Raw genomic sequence first — 17,515 nt, forward strand, 5'->3', positions numbered from 1 at the left:
GAAATTATAGGCGTACTTTCGCCGCTTCCGCCCCCAGGACCTGTTCCAGCGCACGAATAAACAACTCATTTTGCGGCTGTGATCCAACCGACACCCTAATATATGTCGGATATTTGTGATGACCTGCGCGAATAATCACACCTTTACGAAGCAACTCCTGGAATACTTCACCGGATGGACGACGTACATCCAGCATAATAAAATTACCATGTGCCGGGAAAGACTCCAGTCCCAGACGCTTCAGCTCATTTTGCAAATAAGCTCTGCCCTCTGCATTACGATCCCGGCATTCTTGAACAAATTCCTGATCTTCCAAGGCAGCAATGGCCGCAGCCTGTGCTACCCGTGATGTATTAAACGGTTCACGAACCTGATTTATCAAGCGAATGATTGACTCAGCTCCCATACCATAACCAATGCGCAGCGAAGCAAGCCCATAGATTTTGGAGAAGGTGCGTAGTACAACCAGGTTTTCATACGCTGGCAACAAACGAATGCCGTCGGGATACGAGCGATCCGTCACAAACTCGGCGTAGGCTTCATCCAGTACAACCATGATATGCTTTGGTACTTGGTCCAAAAACGCAATCAGCTCTGCTTCGGGTACAATCGTGCCCGTCGGGTTATTTGGATTACAGATCCAAATAATTTTCGTACGGTCATTGATGTGGGACAGCATAGCATCCAGATCATGTACACCGTCACGCAAAGGCACCTCAACTGCAACCGCTCCCTCAATTTCTACGTTACTTTTGTATACGGAAAATGTCTGATCGGCCATAATGCTTTCTTCCCCGGGAAGGAGAAAAGCACGCGTAATCAACGCAATTATTTCGTCAGATCCGCAGCCATAGATAAACTGTTCCTCTTTTAAACCCGTCCGTTTAGCTAGTGCCTGTGTCAAAGCTACGGCACTTCCGTCAGGATATACACTAATGTTAGCAAACTCCTGCTGAATGGCCTGCAACACTTTGGGAGAGCTACCATACGGATTCTCGTTCGAGGCGAGCTTGATGACTTCATCGAGTCCCAGCTCACGTTTTACGTCTTCAATCGGTTTACCGGGCTGATATACTGGCAAATGTACAATATGCGGTTTAGGTTGCATGCCCCTACCTCCTCTATCCAATCAGAACATATTTATTACTTTCTATTTTGACAGCCATTACTGCTTTAATTGTGCCACAAAATTATGAATTTGCAAAAGACCTTCTTGCCTGCGCGCAGAATCATTCAGCAATGGAATGGCTTCTTCCACCTGACGTACAATAGCACTGCCGACCACAACTCCATCGCAAATGTTTGAAAACCGGGCTACCTGCTCTTGAGTAGAGATCCCAAAGCCGACCGCTACCGGAATATCCGTATGCCGTTTGACCTGCGCGATAAAGCCCTCTATACCTTCAAAAAAGGAAGCTCTTTCCCCGGTTACACCCAGCGAGGATACACAGTATACAAATCCTCGGGCCTGACGGACAATTCGCTCGATCCGCTGTTCAGAAGTTGGAGCCACCAGAGGAATCAGATGCACACCCACCTCTGCTGCCCGTCCTCCCAGCTCCTCCGCTTCCTCAAGCGGAAGGTCCGGAATAATCAGACCGCTGATACCGTGCTCCTGCAAGCCTGCGAAGAAAGCATCCATACCCATCTGTAATACAGGGTTATAATACGTGAACAGAATAAAAGGCAGGCTTGAACCTGCCGCCCTAGCCAGAGAAGCTGTCTCCATGCACGTGCGGATGGAAATTTGCCGTTTCAGTGCACGCTCAGACGCGCGCTGAATTACAGGACCGTCAGCCAGCGGGTCGGAATAGGGTACACCCAGTTCCAATATGTCAGCTCCGGCCGACTCTAACTGCCGAATGATCTCTATTGTAGTATCCACATCCGGGTCACCTACCGTCAGAAAAGGAATTAATGCCGTTTTGCCTTCATTTTTAAGGCGACCAAACGCCTGATCAATTAAATTCATGACGGATTTCCTCCCAAATACTTGATAATGGAGTCCACATCTTTATCCCCGCGTCCAGACAAACAAATGACGATAATATCATCTGCCGTCAACGTAGGTGCCAGCTTGACGACCTGTGCAACTGCATGTGCCGACTCTAATGCAGGAAGTATTCCTTCGGTACGGCAGAGAAGCTGAAGCGCATCCAGCGCTTCCTGATCGGTAATCGGAACATACTTGGCCCGCTCAATATCTTTCAGGTATGAATGCTCCGGTCCAACACCTGGATAATCCAGTCCAGCCGAGATGGAATGCGCAGGCTGCACTTGTCCGTACTCATCCTGAAGCAGATAACTCATAGAGCCTTGGAAGACCCCTTGTGTTCCCTTGGTCATCGTAGCTGCATGGAATTCCGTTTCGACACCTTTTCCAGCGGCCTCCACGCCAATCAAAGCGACACCCTGATCCTCAATAAAAGGATAAAACATGCCGATGGCATTGCTTCCGCCACCGATCGCTGCCACGATGACATCCGGAAGTCTGCCTTCCTTCTCTAGGATCTGGCGACGTGTTTCATCACCAATCACACGTTGGAAGTCCCGCACCATCATCGGATACGGATGCGGGCCGACAGCTGAACCTAAAATATAGAACGTATCATGGACATGGCTGACCCAGTAACGCAAAGCTTCATTCCCGGCATCCTTAAGTGTACGTGTACCCGATGTCACCGGAATGACCTCTGCACCCAAAAGCTGCATCCGAAAGACGTTCAGCTGCTGGCGCACAGTATCCTCTTCGCCCATAAACACCTTGCATTCCAATCCGAGCAACGCAGCCACAGTCGCTGTCGCGACACCATGCTGTCCTGCGCCTGTCTCAGCAATGACCTTCTGTTTACCCATACGCTTCGCCAACAAACCCTGAGCTAATGCATTATTGATTTTGTGGGCACCGGTATGATTTAAATCTTCGCGCTTCAAGTAAATTTTAGTCCCGCCCAAATGCTGACTCAGACGCTCCGCATGATAAAGTGGCGTTTCCCGACCAGAATAGTCCTTTAGGAGCCCGTTCAACTCTGCTTTAAACTCGGGATCATCCGCGTACTTACGGTAGGATTCCTCCAATTCAATCAGTGCGTTCATCAACGTTTCCGGTACAAAACGTCCTCCAAATGTTCCAAAACGTCCGTTGTTATCAGGTAATTGTGTCATGCCTGCTTCACCCTTTCTACGAATGCTGTGATTTTTGCAATGTCCTTGACTCCGTTCGTCTCTACACCGCTGGATACATCCAGCCCATCGGGATGATACTCATGAACTAGCTTTTCCGCATTATCGGCAGTCAGCCCGCCGGCTACAAACAAAGGAATTCCATGTTGATGAGTCCAAGCCTGATAGGCAGGAATTCGATCCCACGCAAACGTTTTTCCGGAGCCGCCACCATACAGGGGATCGTATGTATCCAGCAGTAAAGCGTCAATTGTCCCGACATAGGCATCCAATTCGTCCGCCGAGCGTTCTAGCTGCCCTTGACTGTCCACAGACCATGCCTTGAATACCTGTATACCAAAACGCTCCCTGATCTCCCGACAGCGCTGCGGACTTTCCTGCCCATGCAGCTGTATGACATCCAAGGGTGCTTTCTCCATCACATCATTTAACAGTGCATCACCAGGGTTCACAAATACACCCACGCTGCGCGGTCTGCTGCCTGAGGTCCATTCATCCAATACGCGAAGCAGCTCTCCAGCCTGTACGCCGTCAATCCGGCGCTTGCTGTCGGCAAACACAAAACCTATATAATCGACCGGTAAGTTTACCATAGATTTTAGCACTTCAACGCTTTGAAGTCCACAAATTTTTATGCCCGTTTTGTTCATGCTTTAACCCCGTCCATCAATTCGGCTACAGCCTGTCCTACATCTTCCTTGCGCATCAGATGCTCCCCGACCAGGATACCGTGTGCACCTACCGAATACAGATACTTAACATCTTCCGGTCCCGCAATTCCGCTCTCACTGATGAACGTAATCCCTTTAGGAATTAGTGAGATCAGCTCCTCTGTCGTCTGGAGACGAGTCTCGAATGTCCGCAGATTTCGGTTATTTACACCAATCAAGGTTGCTGTCCCCAGCTCCAGCACCGCTTTAAGCTCCTCGCTGTCATGCACCTCTACCAATGCGTCCAGCCCGAGGTCCTTGGCGATCTGTAAAAAGGACCCTAATACACGCGGTTCCAGGATAGCGGCAATCAACAGCACCGCATCCGCTCCCAGCAGACGAGCTTCATATATTTGCCGTTCATCAATGATAAAATCCTTTCGCAGCAGCGGAATCTTCACCTGATCGCGAATTTGCTGTAAATATTTAGGGCTCCCCTGAAAATACGTCACATCTGTCAGTACAGAAATGCAATCCGCTCCTGCTCCCTCATATGCACGTGCAATGTCCACAGGATGGAAATCCGGTCGAATCAACCCTTTGGATGGGGAAGCCTTCTTCACCTCAGCAATCAGTCCGAGCGGACGGTTGCGTCCGCTCGCGATCGCATTTTCGAATCCTCTCGTCGCAGGTAAATCAGCAATTAATCGTTCAGCTTCACTTATTTGAAAATGCTTCTTAAGCTGCTCCACTTCTTGTCGCTTCGTCACCACAATTTTATCAAGATACATATTGATATTCCCCCGTTGCCTGTATTAATTGATCCAGCTTGGAGAGTGCCAGTCCCGAGTCAATGGCTTCTGCCGCTCGTGCTACTCCGTCCGTCAAGGTGTCTGCTGCCCCTGATACATAAATGCACGCTCCTGCATTCGCTAGCACAACATCCCGATAAGCTCCATGCTCTCCGTTCAAAATTCGTCGTATGATATCTGCGTTAACCTGTGCGTCGCCACCCAGCACCTGATCGAGAGAATGCGTCTGCAAGCCCAGATCCGACGGATGAAGCTCGAACGTGTGAACCTTGCCGTCCTTCAACTCGGATACTCGTGTCGCAGCTGAAATACTAATTTCATCTAGCCCATCCAGACTACTGACAACCATGGCCCGTTTGGAGCCAAGCTGGTTCAATACCTCGGCAATGACTTCCGTTTTGTTGGCGTCATAAATGCCCAACAGCTGCCGATCCGCACCAGCCGGATTCGTCAATGGACCAAGCATATTAAATACCGTCCGTACACCCAGCTCGCGACGCGGCGCGGCGGCATGCTTCATAGACGGATGATACAGCTGCGCGAATAAAAAGCAGATGCCGATTCGGTCCAGACATGACCTAGCCTGATCACTCGTCAAATGAATGTTGACTCCCAATGCCTCCAGGACATCAGCGCTCCCAGCACGGCCACTTGCAGAACGATTGCCATGCTTTGCTACCCGCACTGACACCGAAGCTGCGATGATCGCGGATATCGTGGAAATATTAAACTTGTGAATACCCGAACCTCCAGTGCCACATGTGTCCAGCAAACGACCACTACCTTCTTCAGCTTGCACTGGACTAGCGTAGCTACGCATAGCCTCGGCAAAACCAGTGATTTCATCTACCGTTTCCCCTTTGAGGCGAAGAGCCGTCAGCAGCCCGCCAATTTGCGCCTGTGTAGCACTTCCACTCATAATCTGTTCCATTACGCTACGGGCCTCCGTACGCGAAAGATGCTGTCCCTCAATGATCCGGCTTAACCCCACTTGCATCATGTCATGTCGTTCCATTGTCGTCTCCTCCTCAAAATCAGATTTTTGTGTGTTACGGAGTATACAAATAATCCTGGTTGATGACGCTGTTATAGGGCTGTGTCGTTGCCGGGAACATCACTTCTGCCGTGCGGATTGCCTTCAGCAATGCCTTTGCTTTGTTTACCGTCTCCTGATACTCGCTTTCCGGAACCGAGTCCCACACAATTCCAGCGCCTGCCTGGACATAGGCCCGGTTCTTTTTAAACACAATCGTGCGAATCGTAATGCAAGCGTCCATATTGCCCGAGAAGCCCAAATATCCAATCGCCCCTGCATAGGGTCCGCGTGCTTCCCGCTCCAACTCAGCAATAATCTCCATGGCCCGTAGCTTCGGAGCCCCCGATACAGTGCCAGCTGGCAGACAAGACAGGAAGGCATCGAAGAAATCTTTGTCCTCACGTAGCTCACCTGACACATTGGAAACAATGTGCATGACATGGGAATAGCGTTCAATTTCCATAAACGTATCGCATTTGACTGTGCCAAACTGTGATACACGGCCCAAATCATTTCTTCCCAAATCGACCAGCATCAGATGTTCTGCACGCTCTTTTTCATCGTTTAACAGTTCTTCAGCAAGTGCCGCATCTTCTGTCTCCGTTACCCCACGCGGTCTCGTTCCTGCAATAGGACGGGTTTCTACCCGGCCGTTTTCCACCTTGACGAGTGCCTCAGGCGAGGTGCCTACGATGATCTCGTCATCCATTTTCAAATAATACATATATGGCGACGGGTTCATCGTGCGCAGCACGCGGTATACCTGTAAAGGAGAGGCCTCTGTATCAATGTGAAAACGCTGGGATAGTACAACCTGAAAAATATCACCGGAGCGGATATACTCCTTCGCCTGCTCTACGTTTGATATAAATTGTTCCTTCGTCATATTGGATTGGATCTCACCTAGTTCCACATCATCAGGAATGGAAGCCGATCCTAATCGCTCAGGCGGGGTCTGCTTGCGCAGATACTGCGCCGTTTCCTCCAACCTGCGTTCCACATCAGCATAAGCAGCACGAATGTCCTCATCGCGAAACCCTTCGCCTATATGAACATTGCCGACCAGCAAAATTTGCTGTTTCACATGATCAAAGACAATTACTTGATCGCAGAACATAAAACGAATATCATCCATATTCAAATCATCTACCGAATGCTCTGGCAGCTTTTCATAGTATTGAAGCAAGTCATATCCAAAAAATCCAATAGCCCCGCCTGTAAATGGAGGCATTTCTTTCAGTTTCGGACTACGGTATTTACGAAGCAATGCTTTGAGCGCTTCAATCGGCTTGTCGTTTAATATTTGCCGCTTACCGTGTTGCTCCAATATCAAACGTCCTTTTTTACCCGAGACCATTAGGAACGGGTCTGTACCGATGAATGAATGTCGCGCCCACTGTTCGCCTCCCTCTACACTCTCTAGCAGAAAGGCACGGTCCCGCTCGGCATACCGACGGAAAATCCGAATCGGCGTCTCCATATCAGCCAGCACTTTTTTGTACACAGGAATCAGGTTAAATTCACTCGCCATCGTTATCACTTGCTCCACATGCGGCGTTAACATGAGATCACTTCCTTTCCAAATTGGCGCAGAACCAAAGGAGAGAATATAAAAAAGCCTCTACCGATAAGGTAGAGGCTGTCAGTTATCGAAATTATAAGAATGCTCCATATGTAAAATGACTACAGCAAATAGATAAGTATACACTCATCCCTTTTGTATAACCGCACAGGTTGCCTCAAATAAGCTTCTCTTTAGAAGAATATCTCTTCATAGACAAAAGCTTACCCGCTACCGCCGATCTCTGTAATCTCATATGGAATTGGCTAAGGCTGCACTCTTCTCATCTCAACTCTGTCTCTGGCTAACTCTACTCTACTTAACTCTGCTACACACACTATATCTCATGGGATGTTACTTTGGCAACCATCAACTTTAAAAACGGGCACTTATTTCCCTTGGGAAGCCAGATCCGGTCTTAACGCCTGTGCTCCGTTCAAATATACATGTTTAATTTCACGCTGGGATTTATCGGTGTTTACCTGTACCATCAAACGAATGCACTTGGGTAAACTGCCTGCCACAGGAATTTCTAATGCACACATGAGCGGAACCATATCCCAGCCATCAAGCTGACGAATGGCCTTGGCTGGAAAGGCAGTATCCAGGTCATGGGTCACCGTAATCCATACGTTACTAATATCCTCCGGCTGAATTTCATTGTAGGATACAATTTCCTCCAGTAGTTGGCATGTTGCTTCCAAAATTTCGTTTTCTTCATTATTCACTACGGTCGTCGCGCCACGAATTCCACGATTGTACATCGTTACGCCCCCTCTTTTAACTGTTCAATAACTCGTCGGATGTAAGAGACGGAAATATCCTTCACAACCTCCACGTGCCCGATGCTACGTGGGACGACAAAAGTAATGCTGCCTTCTTTGAACTTTTTGTCATGCATCATCGCGTCCAGCAGCCGATCTGTATCGAGATGTGACGGAAGGGAGGTCGGTAGCCGTAGCGAAGACAACATATCCTTCGTTTCATCTACCAAAGAAGGATCTGCCCCCAGCTTCACGCCCAAAAGTGCGGAGCCGACCATACCAATAGAAATGGCTTCCCCGTGTAAAAACTCACCATATCCCGCAATGGCTTCAATCGCATGACCAATCGTATGACCTAGGTTTAGAATAGCGCGTAAATCATTTTCTCGTTCATCGCGCGACACCACTTCGGCTTTTACGGAACATCCCTTTTCCAGACCGTACTCCAGAGCTGTCGCATCCAGCGCAAGCAAATCAGTCGCATGGTCACGGCACCACTGGGCGAAATCAGCATCCCAGATCAAACCATGCTTGATCATTTCAGCAAGCCCCGCAGATACCTCACGAGGAGGCAAGGTGGACAACGTATCTACGTCATATAACACAAGTTCCGGTTGATGGAAGGCTCCTATCATATTCTTCGCCAAAGGATGGTTGATGCCGACCTTACCGCCCACGCTACTATCATGGGCAAGGATCGTAGTGGGGATCTGTACAAACTTGACACCTCTCATATAAGAAGCTGCCACAAATCCAGCCAAATCACCCACCACACCACCACCAAGTGCAATAACGGCTGAATTGCGATCCAAACCGCCCTCAATGGCTGCTGTTATGACCTGCTCAAATACAGCGAGCGACTTGGAGGTTTCACCTGGCTTAACGACAAAGGACACTGTCTTGTAGCCAGATGCCTGAAGATTGCTCTCCAATGTTGCCAAGTAGAATCCCGCTACATTTTCGTCAGAAACAATCAACAACGGGCTTTTTTGCGCAATTCCTCGTTCCTTCAACAACTCTCCGGCTCGATGTAACAGCCCTCGTCCGATATGAATAGGATAAGAACGTTCGCCAAGTTGTACCGTCAGCGTACTCATCTTAGTACCGCCCCAGTTGTTCTTCGTAGGATGCAATATTCGCGCGAATCTCTTCAATCGAATCCCCACCGAATTTTTCTAGCAAAGCTTTCGCAATCTCCCAAGCTACGACATGTTCCATGACTACGCTTGCCGCTGGCACTGCACATGCATCCGAACGCTCAACCTGTGCGGTGAACGCTTCCTTTGTATCAATGTCGACGCTTTGCAACGGCTTGTAGAGTGTGGGAATCGGCTTCATTACGCCACGAACCACAACTGGCATTCCATTCGTCATACCACCCTCAAAACCACCCAAACGATTGGTACGACGGTGATATCCACGTTCCTCATCATATAGAATCTCGTCATGCACCTGTGAACCGCGCAATTCCCCTGCTTCAAAGCCGATGCCAATTTCCACGCCTTTAAATGCATTAATCGACATGACGCCTTGTGCGATACGTGCATCCAGTTTCCGATCATACTGTACATGACTGCCCAGACCAATCGGAACACCTTCTACAATACACTCCACTACCCCACCGACTGAATCACCTTCTTGCTTGATCAGATCAATGTATGCTTCCATTTTCTTTTCGGTTTCTGGATCGGTTACTCTCACCGAGGAGGCTTCTGTCACGGCAATCAGCTCATCAATCGGCAAATCACGGTAAGGAGCTTCGATTTCCCCAATACGGATGACCTGACCTGCCACCTTGATTCCGAACTCAGCCAGCAATTGACGGGCCAAACCGCCGCATGCCACACGAATTGCTGTTTCACGTGCACTGGAGCGCTCCAGCACGTTACGAAGGTCCTTCAGGTTGTATTTCATTCCGCCATTCAAATCCGCATGACCCGGACGTGGCCGGTGAACCCGACGCTTGTCTTCATCACTGCCTTCAATAGGCTCAATATTCATAATGTTCTGCCAGTGCTTCCAATCGTTATTTTCCACAACCAGCGCAATCGGTGCACCTGTGGTATAGCCGTGACGTACGCCTCCGGCAATCTTCGCCGTATCTTTTTCAATCTGCATACGCCGACCCCGTCCATACCCTTTCTGACGACGGTGCAGCTGAAAATTCAATTCCTCAAAATCCAATTTTAAATTGCTCGGCATACCCTCTACAATGGCAGTTAGCTGGGGACCATGCGTTTCCCCCGCGGTTAAATAACGTAAACTCATGACGCGTTCCCCCTTTAAACTGTTAAACTGTGCATCGCTAAAATCTTTAACTGTGCTTCATTATAGTATACGCACCTTTCTTTGACAAGAAAAGCCACGTGTATGCAGATAAACAAAAACACGCCTCTTAGCCAAAGGGGCTAAAGGACGTGCTTTGCTGATAAGCCAACCATCAATTACTCAAGGATATAAATAAGTTCCTACAAACTTTGGATGATATATGCAGGCTTATGCTTTTTTGCGATAAAAAAAGGTTTCCGTCGATTCCAGACCATATTGGTTAGGAGAAAAGATTTGCTCTGTACTACCGACAAATAACACACCGCCGGGACGAAGACTGGCTGCAAACTTTTGATACAACGTATGTTTTGCCTCTTCTGTAAAATAAATCATTACATTTCGACAGATAATGAGATCATAACCATCCTCAAACCGATCCAGCAGCAAGTTTTGCTTTTGAAATTTCACGGCTTGTTTCAAACGGTCATCAATTCGATACATCGCACCATCCGGCTTGAAATATTTGCTAGCCACCTGCTCAGGTACATCCTTGAGCGAACGCTCCAAATATTTGCCTTCCTTGGCTTTTGCCAATGCACCGTCATCAATGTCGGAAGCTGTAATGGAACAATTCCCCAAAATCCCTTTACCGTCGAGAACCATAGCCAGGCTATAAGGCTCTTCACCAGTCGAGCAGGCCGCACTCCACAGCTTAAGCTTCTGCTTCCCCACAAGCAGCTGTGGCAAGATTGTATCCCGCAGCACTTCCCACCGATTGGGATTTCGCCAAAATTCCGAAACATTGATCGTCATTCGATCCAGAAATTCATAGAATAGAGGTTTTTCCTTCATCATGGCATCATAAAAAGAAACAAAACTGGGAAACCCGTTTTTGTTGCGAAGCGTAGTTAACCGCCTTTTCATCTGTGCTTCTTTGTATTGTGCAAGATCAATACCTGTGCTGTCCTTGATTTTGCGGATAAACGCTGTGTAATCGGGGTCCGTCTGACCCAGTTCCATATCCGTCATGCTACCATCCTTCTTCATACGTAATTTAACTTACATCCAGGTCGCCACACTTTTTTCATACCGAATGGATTCTTCCGGCATGAAAAAATTTGCAATCTCGCGCTCTGCGCTCTCCGGTGAATCTGAACCATGAATGAGGTTAAACGGTGTATGTGCTGCAAAGTCTCCACGAATTGTGCCCGGAAGAGCTTCAGTTACTTGTGTTTTACCAATCAACAAGCGGGAAAGCGTAACGATGTTATCCCCTTCCCATACCATAGCAAACACAGGACTTGATGTGATAAAACCTACAAGCTCTTCAAAAAAAGGCTTGCCCACATGCTCCGCATAATGCCGTTCTGCCTGTTCTCTAGATACTTGCACAAGCTTGCCAGCCGTCATTTTGAAGCCTTTGTCTTCCAGTCGACTGATGATACGTCCAATCAATCCACGTTGTACACCATCCGGTTTAACCATCAAAAAAGTACGATCCATCGGCTCACTCCCAATCCAATCTAATGTATTTATACAGTACTAAACTGTATTGTAACAGAAAGCTTGGAACCGGTTAAAGCATTTTGTCACAGCAAACCCAAAACACAACTTTAGTAGGAGCGGCGTGTTACAAAATGAGCAATATCGCGTAGCGTCTTTTTTGTTTTGACATCTGGTAGTAAGTCCAGCGCGTTTAGCGCTTTATTAATATATCGGTCGGCGAGAATTTCAGCTTTAGCGATTCCTTCACTTTTTTTGATCATATCCACCGCTTTGCGTGCGTCTCCTTGCCCATCTCCATCCTGAATGCGGCGGATTTCAGCCAGTAGATCGGCACGCAACTCAGGCTGTTCAAGCGCATAAATCACCGGAAGCGTAATATTCCCCTGTCTCATATCGCTGCCCGGCGGCTTGCCAATCTTTTTTTCCGTGCCACACAGATCAAGCAGATCATCCTGAATTTGAAAAGCCATACCTACGTTATAGCCGTAGCTGTACAGCAGGGAATTGACACTTTCTCGTGCCCCTGCAGCCATAGCTCCCAGCTGGCAACTAACCGCAATCAACAATGCCGTTTTTCGCCGTATGCGAAGCAAATAATTCCGCACACTCTGATCCACATTAAAAAAATCACGAATTTGTTCCATTTCACCAATGGACATCTGCACCAGCGCTTTAGACAGTACCCGGTGAATGTCGGGATTCGGCAGTCCAGCAGCAATAGACAGCGCACGTGCATATATGTAGTCTCCGGTGTACATAGCCACCCGATTGTCCCATTTGGACTTCACGGTGGGTTGACCGCGTCTCATTTCCGCATCGTCAATCACATCGTCGTGAACGAGAGAGGCAGAATGAATCAGTTCCAGAGGTACCGCTATACGCTTGAGCTTGTCCAGATCATATTCTCCAAACTTGCCTCCCAGCAATACAAATACGGGACGCAAACGCTTGCCCCCTGCTTTAAGCAGATGAAGCGACGTATCATTAATCAACGGCTCCGTACTGTCGATACTGCGATACAACTCTTCTTCTATAAAGTTCATATCCTTCTTTAATAAACCGAACAAATCCAATCGTTTCATTCTTTCACCCGTGTCAGCGTATTGTCACTCCAGAGAAGCGGCTTCACTCGTCGGTCAAGCAGCCCCAGTTCATGCGCATACTGAAAATAAAGCTCTAAACCTTGTTGTTGCTTCTCTCCAAAATCATAACACAGATTAGTAAAGTAGCGCTCCCAATAATCTCGCAGACCTCCAATTTCCTCGCATGCTTCAGAAATAACAGGCGTCAGGTCCGACAGACTACGCTGCTTGCTTACGCGGAACGCACTTGCAATTTCAGCCACCGCCGCGGGATTTTGAGCAGCAACAGCACGTCGTACTGCCCATACAGCAAAAGTCATACTATAGCCCGTCCAGCGCTTCCACTCTTCTCCGAGGTCCGTAACATACAGACCTTCGCTTCGCCAAGATGCCTTAATCGCGTGATCTCCAATCAGCAGCCCTGCATCTGCCTGTTCCAGCATCAAGTCAAGATCCGGTTCACAGTCAAAATAGGAAGGCTGACCTTCCCATGCCTTTTGCATCAAAATTTTCAACAAATTCACGGATGTAGCAGACGTATTCGTTAGTGCAATGGTTCCGTTTTTGATTTCGTCCAGCGGCTTGCGTGAAAATAGTAAAATGGATTGCACAGGACCATCTGCACTGACGGATAAATCCGGCAACAATAGCATTTCCTCAGCACCCGATGCATACGCAAATGAGGACATCGCACTGATATCCAAACTCCCATTCAGCATACCTCGATTCAATTCAGCCGGAACTTTAGAAACCATCTCCGCCGAATGGAGAAGCTCAGAAGGATTAAAATAATGAAAAATAGGCCAAGCGTTTGTATATTTAATTTTTCCGATTGTGATTGTCTTGGTGTCCGGCGTCGGCATCGGAATCCCCCCATCTCGTAAACAGTTGATGTTCTATACGCAAGCTGTCCAATACTTTGCCTACGAGGAACAGCACAATATCATCCAGCGTCTTCGGATGAAAGTAAAAAGCCGGCATAGCCGGAATCATTTTGACGCCGAGTCTCGCAAGCTTAAGCATGTTTTCCAAATGAATGGCATGTAGAGGCGTTTCACGAGGCACAAGGATCAGCGGACGCCCTTCCTTCATCATCACGTCCGCTGCCCTCGCCATGAGGTTATCGGACGAACCGTGTGCTACTGCTGACAACGTCCCCATCGAGCATGGCATAATAATCATCGCATCCACCAAATAAGAGCCGCTCGCAATCGAAGCTCCAATATCTGTGAACGGATGGTATACAAGAGAACCGGGACGGCCTCCGAATTGTTCATTCAAAGCCCCTTCCCGGTCAGTCACATTCCAGCCCAACTCCTCTTTCAAAACCCGCCAGCCAGCATTGGAAACGATCAGGTGAACTGTGTATTGCAAGTCCAGCAGAGTCTCTACCAGTCGCACACCATAAATGCTTCCGCTCGCGCCTGTAATGCCAATAACGATTCGTTTGCCTTGATGTCCGCTCACCTGATTATTCATTAGTATTGACGCACCACCAAATCAATCAGTGTAAAGGCAAACACGACAGTGCTAAGTACACCGTTCATAGTAAAGAATGCCGTCTGCAAACGACTCAAATCTTTTGGAGATACGATATAGTGTTCATAAAATAAAATAATGTACGAAATAATCATGCCCGCCAGATACCACCAGCTTAAATCTGCAATAAAGAACAATACAATAAATCCGATTGCCGTAATGACGTGGAATGCCCGAGCGATGTTCAACGCACCTGCTACACCAAAACGGGCAGGAATAGAATAAACTCCTTCGTTTTGGTCAAAATCTATATCCTGACAAGCATAAATTACATCAAATCCCGCCGTCCAAAATGCAATCGTGAGATATAGTACGATAGCGGTCAAATCTATTTGTCCCGTTACTGCAACCCACGCGCCGAGTGGCGCCAAACCAATGGTCAGACCAAGTACAATATGGCAAAGCCAAGTGAAACGCTTGGTGTAAGAATAAAAAACGAGCATAAAAAAGGCCAGCGGGAACAGCTTGAACGCCAGCGGACTTAACTTGAATGATGCCCAGAATAACAACACCAAACTGACGATAATGAAAATCACCACTTCGCTCGATTTGAGCAACCCCGCCGGGATAGCGCGTCCTGCTGTGCGCGGATTTTTCCCGTCAATCACCCGGTCAATCATACGATTGAAGCCAAAGGCCGCGCTACGTGCGCCAACCATAGCTAGCAGAATCCAGCCGATCTGCGGCCAAGAGGGAAGGTTGCCTGTCACGATAACAGACCCCAATACAGCCCCCATGAATGCAAATGGGAGCGCAAATAACGTATGTTCAATTTTAATCATTTCCAAAAAAATAGCAATTTTCTTAAACATGCTGACTCTCCTTGATTCCAATGTGCAATGCCGCAATGCCTCCGGTGAGAGAATGAGCCTGAACATCCTTCAATCCGACTTCACGGAAGATGCCAGCCAACTCATCCCTTCCTGGAAAAAGCGCCAACGAATCAGGGAGCCATTTATACTGCTCATAACGTTTGGCGAACAATTTGCCGAGCATGGGCAAGATGTGTTGAAAATATGTGTAGTAAATTCCCTTGAACGGCTGCCAAGTAGGTTTGGACAATTCCAGACATACGACCTGCCCGCCAGGTTTGACGACTCGTTGCATCTCCTGTAACACGTGGCGCAGATCAGGCACGTTGCGCAGACCGAAACCAATCGTCGCATAATCAAATGAATTATCTTCAAAAGGTAGTTCCATCGCGTTGCCTTGAACAAGCTTAATTTGCTTTTCACGGGATTCTGATGTAATCTTACGCTCGCCAACATTGAGCATGTTCTGACTAAAATCGAGTCCTACGATGTGACCACTTTCACTTGCTCGTGCCATCGCAAGCGTCCAATCACATGTACCACAGCAAAGATCAATTGCCGTATCGCCGCGATGCATGTTCATTTTTTTCATCGTAAATTTCCGCCAAGCCTTATGTCTGCGAAAGCTCAGTATATCGTTCATCAAATCGTATTTACCTGCTATGCTTTCAAACACACCATGAACAAATTGCTCTTTCGGCTTGGTGTCGCTTGATCCCATCACGTTCACCTAACCTTCCCTCACAACTGGGTGCGGACTATTTAGCAGCTTCTGGAAAGGCTCAAGCATGCGTTCAAATTCCTCGATCCCTGTATTTTGATCATCTGACAGGATATGCCTGATGTGTGTAACAGCCGTGCGAAGCTTGTCCAGTATCGCATCCTCGGCTTTGTATTTCAGAACAAGCTTACGCCATGCTTCAGTGTCAGTACCACTCCCTGAAAGCAATGCCTGCTCGTTCCGGTCCCCGTTACCATAAATATGCCAGAACATATATCCGAAACGGGACTTGTCCGGTTCTGCCCGCTTGCCCCATTCCTCCACCAAGGTATCACAGAGGGCAAATTTGTTGAGAAGCTGCTTCCAAATTTCCTGATCCTGTTCTGCTACAAGTGAAGTGAATGATAAAAAAAGCTCCTTTTTGAAACGAACCATCTGAGTTAAATACTGAGTTGCATCCAATCGGAATTGCTTCATTCCCCAGTACAGATTCATTTTCCCTGCGTTCACTTCACATACAGCATCACTCAGCTTCGAAATGGCCGTGATGCGGCCTGCCAGTGCAAGCAGCTGATAAAAACGACTGCTAAAATAGTCCCCAGCTAACACTTTCAGCTGTCTGGAACGCATCTCCTCCGGGCTCCGTATACCGGATAAAGTATCAATCATATCATGCGTATCCAGCCCCATCTGCACAAGCGAGGTTACCAATGCGTACAGTTCGTCCTCACTGGCATGCAGCTCCTGCGCATTCCGGTTCAAAAACACAAACATCAAACGGGTACGGCTGTCAGGAAAAGCCGGCATTTCCGTATGTTGTTGAATCATGTCGTATTCCACATATTTCCTTGCTAATTGGGGTACGCGATACGGTTTCATCCTAAGCCTCCGAGACATGACTTTCTGCTATACTCAAATAATTGCAATGCCTTATATTATATCACAATTTAAAATGATTCGCGACTAAAGTACTGTAGGTCCACCGGCAGAAACATCTAATCTGTATATACACCGTTAAACCTGTTTTGCCACATGGGCGTTACCGTAATGCGGAAACGGGACTTCAAATCCTCTGGCAATTCCGCGCCTTCCCGGCTTCTCAGCTGTTCCAATGCCTCGTTCGTCCACTCGTTCCGGCGTATATCGGATGCAAGCAGCAAATGACGTTCTCCTGACCATTCATCCTGTGTCACCACCCGAAGCAGCAATTGCCGTACATTCGTCGTTCCGTAAAAGCTAAAAGCGGCAAGCTCCGCCATGTTTTGATAAATCTCTAGTGGGGCAGTTTCTTCCTTAGACAGCTTGACATCCAGGGTCAGGACTGAATGTTCCCAGCTTGCGCTTGCAATCGGTGTGGTCAACGGCAGCTCATTCAGCGTATCCACCAGATTGTCATCCGACAGCAGCACCCGTTGCTGAGGCGAAATCGTCGCCTGTGTCTCGCGAACTGCTGCGGTTCCTGAGTCCAGCACCTGTAAGGACGGCAGCAACACAGCTGCTGCGATGGTTATGAGAATGGAGCCACCGAATACAATCCAAGGTTTCATCAGAGCCTCCCCTGACCTCTACCTCATAATGTGG

Annotated in this window: 19 protein-coding genes; all 19 read right to left on the reverse strand. The window is 48.0% G+C overall.

Features of this window, described 5'->3' with window-relative positions; genetic code table 11:
* Positions 1–4 precede the first annotated feature (4 nt).
* The 19 genes from hisC to BM358_RS07180 all read right to left on the reverse strand — a co-directional run bounded on the left by hisC (position 5) and on the right by BM358_RS07180 (position 17,481).
* Positions 5–1,108: a histidinol-phosphate transaminase gene (hisC, locus tag BM358_RS07090; RefSeq protein WP_023989160.1), complete on the reverse strand. Its 1,104-nt coding sequence runs from the start codon at positions 1,106–1,108 to the stop codon at positions 5–7.
* A 57-nt stretch (positions 1,109–1,165) separates the two neighbouring features.
* Complete coding sequence (trpA, locus tag BM358_RS07095) at positions 1,166–1,972, reverse strand: tryptophan synthase subunit alpha (RefSeq protein WP_023989161.1); 807 nt, start codon at positions 1,970–1,972, stop codon at positions 1,166–1,168.
* A complete protein-coding gene (gene trpB / locus BM358_RS07100; RefSeq protein WP_028540643.1) occupies positions 1,969–3,165 on the reverse strand; it encodes a tryptophan synthase subunit beta in 1,197 nt (398 codons plus the stop codon). Before trpB ends, trpA begins: the two co-directional genes overlap by 4 nt.
* Positions 3,162–3,833 carry a phosphoribosylanthranilate isomerase gene (locus BM358_RS07105; RefSeq protein ID WP_028540642.1) on the reverse strand — a complete coding sequence of 224 codons (672 nt, stop codon included), beginning with the start codon at positions 3,831–3,833 and terminating at the stop codon, positions 3,162–3,164. The genes trpB and BM358_RS07105 overlap by 4 nt, the downstream gene beginning before the upstream one ends.
* The gene (gene trpC / locus BM358_RS07110) at positions 3,830–4,624 is read right to left on the reverse strand and encodes an indole-3-glycerol phosphate synthase TrpC (protein WP_028540641.1); all 795 of its coding nucleotides are present in this window, start codon (positions 4,622–4,624) and stop codon (positions 3,830–3,832) included. Before trpC ends, BM358_RS07105 begins: the two co-directional genes overlap by 4 nt.
* Complete coding sequence (gene trpD, locus BM358_RS07115) at positions 4,614–5,660, reverse strand: anthranilate phosphoribosyltransferase (protein ID WP_028540640.1); 1,047 nt, start codon at positions 5,658–5,660, stop codon at positions 4,614–4,616. Before trpD ends, trpC begins: the two co-directional genes overlap by 11 nt.
* A 34-nt stretch (positions 5,661–5,694) precedes the next feature.
* The gene (trpE, locus tag BM358_RS07120) at positions 5,695–7,245 is read right to left on the reverse strand and encodes an anthranilate synthase component I (RefSeq protein ID WP_028540639.1); all 1,551 of its coding nucleotides are present in this window, start codon (positions 7,243–7,245) and stop codon (positions 5,695–5,697) included.
* A gap of 386 nt (positions 7,246–7,631) precedes the next feature.
* Entirely contained in the window at positions 7,632–8,006 is a 375-nt protein-coding gene (gene aroH, locus BM358_RS07125; protein ID WP_013310718.1) for a chorismate mutase, read from the reverse strand.
* A 2-nt stretch (positions 8,007–8,008) separates the two neighbouring features.
* Positions 8,009–9,103, reverse strand: a complete 1,095-nt coding sequence (gene aroB, locus BM358_RS07130; RefSeq protein ID WP_023989167.1) for a 3-dehydroquinate synthase — start codon at positions 9,101–9,103, stop codon at positions 8,009–8,011.
* A 1-nt stretch (position 9,104) separates the two neighbouring features.
* Positions 9,105–10,274, reverse strand: a complete 1,170-nt coding sequence (gene aroC / locus BM358_RS07135; RefSeq protein WP_028540638.1) for a chorismate synthase — start codon at positions 10,272–10,274, stop codon at positions 9,105–9,107.
* 228 nt (positions 10,275–10,502) lie between these two features.
* Positions 10,503–11,303 carry a CheR family methyltransferase gene (locus BM358_RS07140; RefSeq protein WP_023989169.1) on the reverse strand — a complete coding sequence of 267 codons (801 nt, stop codon included), beginning with the start codon at positions 11,301–11,303 and terminating at the stop codon, positions 10,503–10,505.
* A 30-nt stretch (positions 11,304–11,333) separates the two neighbouring features.
* Entirely contained in the window at positions 11,334–11,777 is a 444-nt protein-coding gene (gene ndk / locus BM358_RS07145) for a nucleoside-diphosphate kinase (protein ID WP_028540637.1), read from the reverse strand.
* Between the two features lie 110 nt (positions 11,778–11,887).
* On the reverse strand, positions 11,888–12,862 hold the full coding sequence (locus tag BM358_RS07150; RefSeq protein ID WP_013310723.1) for a polyprenyl synthetase family protein: 975 nt from the start codon (positions 12,860–12,862) through the stop codon (positions 11,888–11,890).
* Positions 12,859–13,725: a menaquinone biosynthetic enzyme MqnA/MqnD family protein gene (locus BM358_RS07155; RefSeq protein WP_028540636.1), complete on the reverse strand. Its 867-nt coding sequence runs from the start codon at positions 13,723–13,725 to the stop codon at positions 12,859–12,861. Before BM358_RS07155 ends, BM358_RS07150 begins: the two co-directional genes overlap by 4 nt.
* A complete protein-coding gene (locus tag BM358_RS07160) occupies positions 13,682–14,341 on the reverse strand; it encodes a UbiX family flavin prenyltransferase (protein WP_013310725.1) in 660 nt (219 codons plus the stop codon). The genes BM358_RS07155 and BM358_RS07160 overlap by 44 nt, the downstream gene beginning before the upstream one ends.
* On the reverse strand, positions 14,341–15,213 hold the full coding sequence (locus tag BM358_RS07165; protein WP_028540635.1) for a UbiA-like polyprenyltransferase: 873 nt from the start codon (positions 15,211–15,213) through the stop codon (positions 14,341–14,343). Before BM358_RS07165 ends, BM358_RS07160 begins: the two co-directional genes overlap by 1 nt.
* A complete protein-coding gene (locus BM358_RS07170; RefSeq protein ID WP_023989173.1) occupies positions 15,206–15,934 on the reverse strand; it encodes a demethylmenaquinone methyltransferase in 729 nt (242 codons plus the stop codon). The genes BM358_RS07165 and BM358_RS07170 overlap by 8 nt, the downstream gene beginning before the upstream one ends.
* 9 nt (positions 15,935–15,943) lie before the next feature.
* Positions 15,944–16,813, reverse strand: a complete 870-nt coding sequence (locus BM358_RS07175; RefSeq protein WP_028540634.1) for a heptaprenyl diphosphate synthase component 1 — start codon at positions 16,811–16,813, stop codon at positions 15,944–15,946.
* Positions 16,814–16,929: 116 nt separating this feature from the next.
* Positions 16,930–17,481, reverse strand: a complete 552-nt coding sequence (locus BM358_RS07180) for a hypothetical protein (protein WP_023989175.1) — start codon at positions 17,479–17,481, stop codon at positions 16,930–16,932.
* Between the last annotated feature and the right edge of the window lie 34 nt (positions 17,482–17,515).

This window comes from Paenibacillus sp. cl130 (genome assembly GCF_900116035.1).
Taxonomy (GTDB): Bacteria; Bacillota; Bacilli; order Paenibacillales; family Paenibacillaceae; genus Paenibacillus; species Paenibacillus polymyxa_B.

Coding starts and splice junctions, on each gene's coding strand:
- BM358_RS07105 (WP_028540642.1), bottom strand. CDS start 3,833: ATGAACAAAACGGGCATAAAAATTTGTGGACTTCAAAGCGTTGAAGTG.
- BM358_RS07150 (WP_013310723.1), bottom strand. CDS start 12,862: ATGAAACGATTGGATTTGTTCGGTTTATTAAAGAAGGATATGAACTTT.
- trpC (WP_028540641.1), bottom strand. CDS start 4,624: ATGTATCTTGATAAAATTGTGGTGACGAAGCGACAAGAAGTGGAGCAG.
- hisC (WP_023989160.1), bottom strand. CDS start 1,108: ATGCAACCTAAACCGCATATTGTACATTTGCCAGTATATCAGCCCGGT.
- ndk (WP_028540637.1), bottom strand. CDS start 11,777: ATGGATCGTACTTTTTTGATGGTTAAACCGGATGGTGTACAACGTGGA.
- BM358_RS07160 (WP_013310725.1), bottom strand. CDS start 14,341: ATGAATAATCAGGTGAGCGGACATCAAGGCAAACGAATCGTTATTGGC.
- trpA (WP_023989161.1), bottom strand. CDS start 1,972: ATGAATTTAATTGATCAGGCGTTTGGTCGCCTTAAAAATGAAGGCAAA.
- BM358_RS07170 (WP_023989173.1), bottom strand. CDS start 15,934: ATGGGATCAAGCGACACCAAGCCGAAAGAGCAATTTGTTCATGGTGTG.
- trpB (WP_028540643.1), bottom strand. CDS start 3,165: ATGACACAATTACCTGATAACAACGGACGTTTTGGAACATTTGGAGGA.
- trpD (WP_028540640.1), bottom strand. CDS start 5,660: ATGGAACGACATGACATGATGCAAGTGGGGTTAAGCCGGATCATTGAG.
- BM358_RS07155 (WP_028540636.1), bottom strand. CDS start 13,725: ATGCCGACGCCGGACACCAAGACAATCACAATCGGAAAAATTAAATAT.
- trpE (WP_028540639.1), bottom strand. CDS start 7,245: ATGTTAACGCCGCATGTGGAGCAAGTGATAACGATGGCGAGTGAATTT.
- BM358_RS07175 (WP_028540634.1), bottom strand. CDS start 16,813: ATGAAACCGTATCGCGTACCCCAATTAGCAAGGAAATATGTGGAATAC.
- aroH (WP_013310718.1), bottom strand. CDS start 8,006: ATGTACAATCGTGGAATTCGTGGCGCGACGACCGTAGTGAATAATGAA.
- BM358_RS07165 (WP_028540635.1), bottom strand. CDS start 15,213: ATGTTTAAGAAAATTGCTATTTTTTTGGAAATGATTAAAATTGAACAT.
- aroC (WP_028540638.1), bottom strand. CDS start 10,274: ATGAGTTTACGTTATTTAACCGCGGGGGAAACGCATGGTCCCCAGCTA.
- BM358_RS07140 (WP_023989169.1), bottom strand. CDS start 11,303: ATGACGGATATGGAACTGGGTCAGACGGACCCCGATTACACAGCGTTT.
- aroB (WP_023989167.1), bottom strand. CDS start 9,103: ATGAGTACGCTGACGGTACAACTTGGCGAACGTTCTTATCCTATTCAT.
- BM358_RS07180 (WP_023989175.1), bottom strand. CDS start 17,481: ATGAAACCTTGGATTGTATTCGGTGGCTCCATTCTCATAACCATCGCA.